The sequence below is a fragment of the Acinetobacter sp. YH12112 genome, from assembly GCF_013418945.1.
Classification (GTDB): domain Bacteria; phylum Pseudomonadota; class Gammaproteobacteria; order Pseudomonadales; family Moraxellaceae; genus Acinetobacter; species Acinetobacter indicus.
In genome coordinates this window covers 25256-32465 of sequence record NZ_VPBA01000033.1, presented here as the reverse complement: position 1 = coordinate 32465, position 7210 = coordinate 25256, and the positions used below count along the sequence as shown (strand labels likewise).

The 7210-nt window shown below is 46.0% G+C and carries 8 protein-coding genes; 2 read left to right on the top strand and 6 right to left on the bottom strand.

The features are described 5' to 3' along the window. The first annotated feature begins 203 nt into the window (after positions 1–203). The gene (locus tag FTU50_RS12080; RefSeq protein ID WP_180055021.1) at positions 204–713 is read left to right on the top strand and encodes a pyridoxamine 5'-phosphate oxidase family protein; all 510 of its coding nucleotides are present in this window, start codon (positions 204–206) and stop codon (positions 711–713) included. On the opposite strand, the gene FTU50_RS12075 is transcribed toward FTU50_RS12080, so the two are convergent. The 6 genes from FTU50_RS12075 to FTU50_RS12050 form a co-directional block, all read right to left on the bottom strand. Beyond that, entirely contained in the window at positions 710–1300 is a 591-nt protein-coding gene (locus FTU50_RS12075) for a uracil-DNA glycosylase family protein (RefSeq protein WP_171065083.1), read from the bottom strand. The two genes, FTU50_RS12080 and FTU50_RS12075, sit on opposite strands and share 4 nt — an antisense overlap. 15 nt (positions 1301–1315) lie before the next feature. Continuing rightward, positions 1316–2044 carry an SGNH/GDSL hydrolase family protein gene (locus FTU50_RS12070; RefSeq protein ID WP_180055019.1) on the bottom strand — a complete coding sequence of 243 codons (729 nt, stop codon included), beginning with the start codon at positions 2042–2044 and terminating at the stop codon, positions 1316–1318. A gap of 167 nt (positions 2045–2211) precedes the next feature. Beyond that, positions 2212–2955, bottom strand: coding sequence for an SDR family oxidoreductase (locus tag FTU50_RS12065; RefSeq protein WP_016658074.1), 744 nt, complete (start codon positions 2953–2955; stop codon positions 2212–2214). A 15-nt stretch (positions 2956–2970) separates the two neighbouring features. Beyond that, positions 2971–3669 (bottom strand): histidine phosphatase family protein, encoded by a 699-nt coding sequence (locus tag FTU50_RS12060; RefSeq protein ID WP_016658073.1) that lies wholly within the window; start codon positions 3667–3669, stop codon positions 2971–2973. After that, positions 3666–4787: a phosphotransferase family protein gene (locus tag FTU50_RS12055; RefSeq protein ID WP_005178215.1), complete on the bottom strand. Its 1122-nt coding sequence runs from the start codon at positions 4785–4787 to the stop codon at positions 3666–3668. Before FTU50_RS12055 ends, FTU50_RS12060 begins: the two co-directional genes overlap by 4 nt. Before the next feature lie 91 nt (positions 4788–4878). Further along, complete coding sequence (locus FTU50_RS12050; RefSeq protein WP_180061705.1) at positions 4879–6120, bottom strand: acyl-CoA dehydrogenase family protein; 1242 nt, start codon at positions 6118–6120, stop codon at positions 4879–4881. A gap of 94 nt (positions 6121–6214) precedes the next feature. Here FTU50_RS12050 and FTU50_RS12045 point away from each other — a divergent pair, with 94 nt between their 5' ends. Beyond that, on the top strand, positions 6215–7132 hold the full coding sequence (locus FTU50_RS12045; protein WP_180069774.1) for a LysR family transcriptional regulator: 918 nt from the start codon (positions 6215–6217) through the stop codon (positions 7130–7132). Positions 7133–7210: the final 78 nt, after the last annotated feature.

Sequence of the window (7210 nt, the reverse complement as noted above, 5' to 3'; positions counted from 1 at the left end):
CATGAAATACGGTATTCTGATGTGACAAAACCTGAATCCTGGTCGTTAAAGTGTTTGTTTACACTCATATTTTAACTGTTAGGACTCAGGTTTTTTTATTTAAAGCAAACTATGGGACAGCAGTGATATGCAGTTGCGCTTTCACGCATAACAATAGTTCTGGTCTTTATTATGCTGGTTTTAACTATAAAATGAGTATAAAAATGAACAAGAATATGGATGCTCAAACCTGGGGGCAAATACGACAAGTGGTTGCGCAGGCGCAGCGCGCCAGTATGCACTGCTCCATCGCCAGTGTGAGTCCAGAAGGTATCCCGAATATCACCCCGATTGGAACCTTATTTTTAAACGACAGCTCTCCCACCGGTTTCTTTTTTGATACCTACTCTGCCACGCTGCAACCGCATCTCAAACATAATGCGCAGGCCTGTATTCAGGCCGTAAACAGTAGCCGCGCGTTCTGGCTAAAATCAATGATGTCAGGTCAATTTCGTACTTATCCGGGTGTGCGTTTATATGCTGAAATTGGTGAGTTACGCCCGGCCACTGCCGGGGAAATGAATCAGGTACACCACAGAATTGCGCCGTTAAAATGGACACGCGGCAGCAAGCTGATCTGGTCGGATTTCACCCAGGTTCGGGAGGTGCATATTCATGCGTTTAGATGGGTAGAATATCCATCAATGATGCCAAAGACATCCTCTCTTTTTTAAAGCAGGCCGACATCCTTAAACAGACCGCAATAAAGTTCAGCCTTTTTCTCCACCGCTAAGGGATAGGCGCGAGATGAAGACGGCATACGGTATAAATGCAGCTCTCGACCAGCAAAGATCGCCTGTGAAGATTGGCCAATTACCGGTTTCGGCGTGCCTTCCGGCATTGATTCCATCAAGGTATCAGTGGCTTTATCACCCGTGGTCATAATGTACTGGCACAGCGGCATTTGCTGGAGCAGCCGATTTAAATCGGTCGGGGTGTGAATATGCAGAAATTTATCTGAAGCATTGCCCTTTAAACGGCTAATCCGGTAGGCGGTATCAAACAGTGCAATACCGGTATCTTTTAAAAAGTTTTGAATCAGTTCAAGCTGAAAGTTTTTATTCGGCAGGTCTAAAAAATAGTTTTTATCCTGAAAAAAGCAGATACCAAAAATCCGCCACATATCATTCTGATAATTCGGATAATAAAATTCCATTTTCCAGCGGTTTTTGGGCGGTGGAAAACTGCCCATCATCAGCAGTTTGGCATTGGATGGTAAAAAAGGCTCAAAGGGATGGGTTTCAATTTCAAGATCATCAATCATAAGGTGGCAAACTCAATTCACTTTATTCATCTTAAGCCGTTGTTTAATTTTGAGTGTTACTTCTTTGCCCCATATTTGATAAATTTCTTTACTCGGATGAAAGCCATCTTCGGCCATTTCCAGTTGCATCTGCTGATATTGCGCAATGTCATATTCAATCCAGTCCATGTTTGGCTGTTTTTGAATAAATTTATGCAGTTCACGGTTCATCTGCTTAGCATATTGGCCAAACAGCCATGCCAGCGGGTTCGGTAAAGCCGGGAAAAGCTGCATCGGTGGTACACCTGCTGCAAGGATGAGTTGTGGCTGAAATTTAGCTGCAATCAGTTGATACAACTGCGCCTGTTTTTGCATCCAGATATCGGCCGGCATCAGTTTGGTGACATCATTCACCCCGACCGAGGTGACCACTACATCAAACTTTTCAGTGTTCAGCTGCTGAACGCTTTGAATGACCTGTCCCGTGGTATTGCCTGTTTTGGCATGCAGTTTCCAGCTGACCTGAAATTCGGAAGTGAGTCCGGCCAGAATCGCGCCGAGCAAGGCATCTTCCTGATGGCTGACGCCAACACCGGCAGCAGCTGAATCCCCCAGAATCAAAATAGATAAGGCCTGTCCCTGACCGCTCGTGCCTTCACGTTCCCCTTCTGGCTCTGCCAATCTTAAAGTATTTTTCTTGACCCGGCGGCCTTGAATAATCAGGGCGGGAATTAAACCCAAGGTTGCAAGCTTCAGAAACATCGCGTTGTCGATCATCTTCAAAAAAATCGGGCCTATTTTAACCAAAATAAGCCCTCTATTTTTATCTTTCTATGAAATATTTTTAAATTTTCAAATATTTAAAACAAACATTTAAAATAAAAAGTGAAAAGCGCCAAATGGAACTTTTCACTTGATATACATGTGGATTAACCGAGTTTATTGACCAGTTTTAATGGTAAGACTTTCATGGCCAAGCCCAGCGGTAACCATGGCCATTTCGGCACATAGGCTTTTACCGGTGCTTTTTCAATTTCTGCGGCCAGTAAACGTGAACCGGTTTGCTCATCCACTTCAAATGGTAATTTTTTCGCGCCTTCGTTAATTTCGGTACGGATATAGCCCGGGAAAATGGTGGTAACTTTAATTGGCGTATCAATCAGCTCGGCACGGATGCCTTCGGCCAGATGCGCAACACCAGCTTTACTGGCACCATACGCCGTCAGATGTTTTGGCATACCACGCATTGCACTCATGGAAGAAATCATCACCAGATGACCAGAATTTTGGGCACGGAAAATTTCTACCGCAGCTTCACATTGTGCCAGCGCTGAAATAAAGTTGGTTTCAACCGTGGCGCGGTTAATCGCAAAGTTGCCTTTGCCGATCCGGCGGCCTTCACCAACCCCGGCATTGACAATAATCCGGTCAATTGTGCCGAGCTCTTCTTTAAAGGCACGAAACACCTCAAATACCTGATCATAATTGGTCACATCTAAGGTTTTTGCGGCCACGCTCACGCCGTACTTGCTTTCCAGTTCCTGTTTTAAGCTTTCCAGACGTTCCATACGACGCGCACAAATGGCCAGGTTATAGCCTTTTTGTGCAAATTCGCGGGCCATACCGGCACCAATGCCGGAACTTGCGCCGGTAATTAAAATTGTTTTGGTCATCTGTCTATTCCTTGATTAAATCCAGGTTAATAATTCTGGATGTTGTGCTTTTATAAAATGATGTTCATTCAGACTTAACAGTTGCGGCTCATTGCCGACCAGACGCAAAGTGGTCATGCTGGTATTGGCGATGGCCCAGTTCAGTGCAAAAGTCCGGTTAGGATTCAGTTCCAGAATTTTTCCAGCAACAACCGAAATGACTCCGCCCGAAGTAAACACAATCGCGTAACGCGGTTTGGTTTGGGCCAGTTCATCACACAGGTTTTGCAAGGCGGTTTCGACCCGGGCCTTGAAATGCGGCCAGGATTCTTCATATTCATGGTGATATTCACCGCCAGTCCAGCGTTCAATGGCACCTTCAAAAATTTTTGCCAGATACGCCCGCGGATTAAGCTCTTTGGCTACATCGGCCTTTAATAAATGCGGTTCATTAAAGCGCGGTTCGTATTGGGCAAATACCTGTTGATGGTTAAACTCGTTCCAGTCCGGATTGGTGACCAGATGAGCTTCAGGGAAACATTCGGCCAGAGCGATCTGTGCAGTCTGCTGATGGCGCTGCATGGAGCCGGCCACCACATAGGGTTCTTCTTTTAAGATGTTGTCAAAATACTGCCCCAGCAGTTTGGCCTGCAATTCCCCATTCGGCGAAAGCTGGTCATAGCTTTCTGCACCAAAAGAAGCCTGGCCATGACGGATTAAATAAATGGTCGTCATTTCGGCAGCAGCTCCTTAAATTTGGCCATATATTTTTGTGCCAGCTCATTGGCTTCAATTTTTTGCAGCCCAATCAGTTTTAAGGCGCGGATGTGCAAGGCATGAATCACAATCCAGAAATCTTTAAAGGCCGGATTATTGGTCTGTTTATGATAATAACGGTAGTAAATCTGCTGGGCGATCACCGCCAGACGGAAAATCCCGAACACTTCATAGAAAGTCCAGTTTTCCGGTTGCAGGCCGGTTTTTTCCAGATAGTAATCCACCACCTGTTTACGGGTGAACATGCCTTTTAAATGGGTCGGCTGACGGCGGGTGGCTTTAAAAATCTGGTTATCGGTTTCTTCTACCCAGTAGGCCAAAGCCGAACCAAGATCCATCAGCGGATCGCCCAGAGTTGCCATTTCCCAGTCCAGCACGCCAATCACTTCGGTTGGATGCTGCGGATTTAAAATCACATTATCAAAACGCCAGTCATTGTGAATAATGCAGGTGGTGGAATCTGCCGGAATATTCTCGTGCAGCCATTTACGTACATATTTAAATGACGGCACATTCAGGGTTTTGGCTTTTTCATAACGGCTGTCCCAGCCTTCCACCTGACGACGGCAATAGCCCTCACCTTTACCGAGTTTTTCCAGTTCAGTGCCCTGATACGGCACCTGATGCAGCTCGATTAATTTATCAATCACATTAATGCACAGTTCCTGAACCTGGTTTTCATCAAAGTTCAGTTCTGGCGGCAGTTTGGCCCGCGGGATAATGCCTTCCACGCGCTGCATGATATAAAAATCACAGCCAATCACCGATTCATCCTGACACAGCGCCACCATCTGCGGTAATACCGGATAATACGGTGCCAGATTTTTTTGTACATGATATTCACGCGCCATGTCATGCGCAGATTTGGCTTTGGTGCCTTTAGGTGGGCGACGTAAAATTAAATCGGCATTGCGATAGTTCAGACGATAGGTCCAGTTGGAGGCACCGCCTGAATATTGGGTCACTTCAACGGGTTCCTGAACATCAACCCCTTGCGCCTTTAACCACTGGCTTACTGCCTGAATATCCAGTTCCTCGCCTTCACGAACCTGACCGCCAACATCAATCACTGACATGTTATTTTCCTGATTTTTCACTTTTTTAGGTCTTGCCCTATTAGAGCATTTTCAGCTGTAAAGACCCACACTGTTTCTGGTGTTTTGCCACTTATTTTTTACGACGGGTACTGTAACCGCGTTTGGCCAGTTCCAGTTTGGCAATCATGCCTTTATGCACTTCATCGGGACCATCGGCCAAACGTAAGGCACGTGCCTGGGCAAAGAAACCGGTCAATGGCGTATCGCGGGACAGCCCGGCACCGCCGTGGATTTGCATGGCCATATCCACCACTTTTTCCAGCACGCTTGGCGCCACTACTTTAATGGCAGAAATTTCTGTTAAGGCGGCCATATTGCCTAAAGTATCCATTTTATAGGCAGCATAAAGTGTTAACAGGCGTGCCTGATCAATTGCCACACGCGCTTCGGCCACACGCTCCAAATTGCCACCGAGTTTCAGGATTTCCTTGCCAAAGGCAGTCCGGTTCATGCCGCGGTCAATCATCAGTTCCAGTGATTTTTCTGCCGCACCGATACAACGCATACAGTGATGAATACGGCCGGGTCCTAAACGGCCCTGGGCAATTTCAAAACCTTGGCCGGCACCGCCAATAAAATTGGCCACTGGCACGCGGACATTGTCAAAGCTGACTTCACCATGGCCATGCGGCGCATCATAATCGCCAAACACCGGTAACATACGTTCAATTTTCACCCCTGCAGTATCGACCGGGACCAGCACCATCGAATGTTGATGATGACGGTCTTTGCTTTCGTCCGGGGTATGCGCCATAAAAATAATGATTTTGGCATTCGGATCACCCAGACCCGATGACCACCATTTACGCCCGTTCAGGACAATCTCATCGCCTTCTACCACCGCCGTAGCCTGCATATTGGTCGCATCAGAAGAGGCGACTGCCGGTTCAGTCATACAAAACACCGAGCGGATTTTACCTTCGAGCAGTGGCATCAGCCATTGCTGTTTTTGCTGTTCTGAACCATAACGCCATAACACTTCCATGTTGCCGCTATCTGGCGCGTTACAGTTAAATACGGTCGGGGCAATCAGGCTACGGCCAGACAATTCGGCAATATGTGCATATTCCTGCACTGACAGGCCCTGGCCCAAATTAGGACAAGGCAAAAACATATTCCACAGTCCCGCGGCTTTGGCTTTGGCTTTTAAACTTTCTAATTGCGCCGGCCACTGCCATTGCGTCCAGTCACCACCCTGATTCAGTTCATGCACCTGCTGCCAAAAGTCGGCTTCAATTGGTTCAATTTCTGTTTGAATAAACTGTTGGGTTCTTTCGAGATAATCCTGTGCGCGTGCTGACAATTCAAACATGACTGTAGCTTCCTCAATCTGTTGTTATATTGGCTTTACAACACCTTAACCTAAAAATTATTATGCATGAAATGATTTTATTGAATTAAGCACTATGCACAATATTCATAATAATAGCCCAATGGATCTGGGTACTTTTCATCGTATTGATATTAATTTATACCCGCTGTTTATTGCGATTTTTGAACAAAAAAATATTTCCAAAGCGGCGCAGCTCTTATGTATCAGCCAGTCGGCGACCAGTCACGCTTTACAAAGGCTTAGGTTACAGTTACAGGATGATCTGTTTATTCGCACCGGCCATCAGATGTTACCAACGCCGTTTGCCGAGCAGATTTATCCGACTATTAAAACTGCGCTGCTGTCTATTCAGCATATTGCCCGGCAAAAACAGCAGTTTGAACCGGCGATGGTACATACCCTGAAAATTGCCATACATGATGAAATTGAACCGATTATTTTTCCCAAACTGGTGCAGCACTTTCAGCAGCTGAACTTGGAGATTCAGTTTTTAAGCAGCAAGCTGGACCGTAAAACCATGATTAATGATCTGGCCACCCAGCAAATTGATTTTGTGATTGATCTGGAACACAAGCTGGGCGATAAAATCCAGTTTCAGGCGCTGGTCCAAGACCGTTTCGTGGTCTGTAGCCAGCGTTCATCCATAGATAAAGAATTATATTTGTCTGCGCCGCATATTGGTGTTTCTTCACGCCGTAGTGGCCTGCTGCTGGAAGATATTTATTTAAAGCGCAATCAGCTGTCGCGAACCCTGTTATTACGCTGTCAGCATTATTCCACTGCCCTGCAAATTCTGGCGCAGCATGACACGGCGATGCTGACCATTCCGGAAAGTATTTTGCGGCATTTACATATTGACCCGAAGCTACATATTTTTGAATCGCCTGTCGACCTGCCGCAAATTGATTTGGGGATGTTCTGGTATAAGGAGATGCAAGAGAATGCACGTCATGCATTTTTAAGAGCGGAAATTTCTAAAATTTTTGCTTAGGCTATTTAGATCACTCAAATTCAAGGCGCTTTATCTTCATTAAATTTCAAACATCGCTCAAGCCCTTGCCAGATCAGG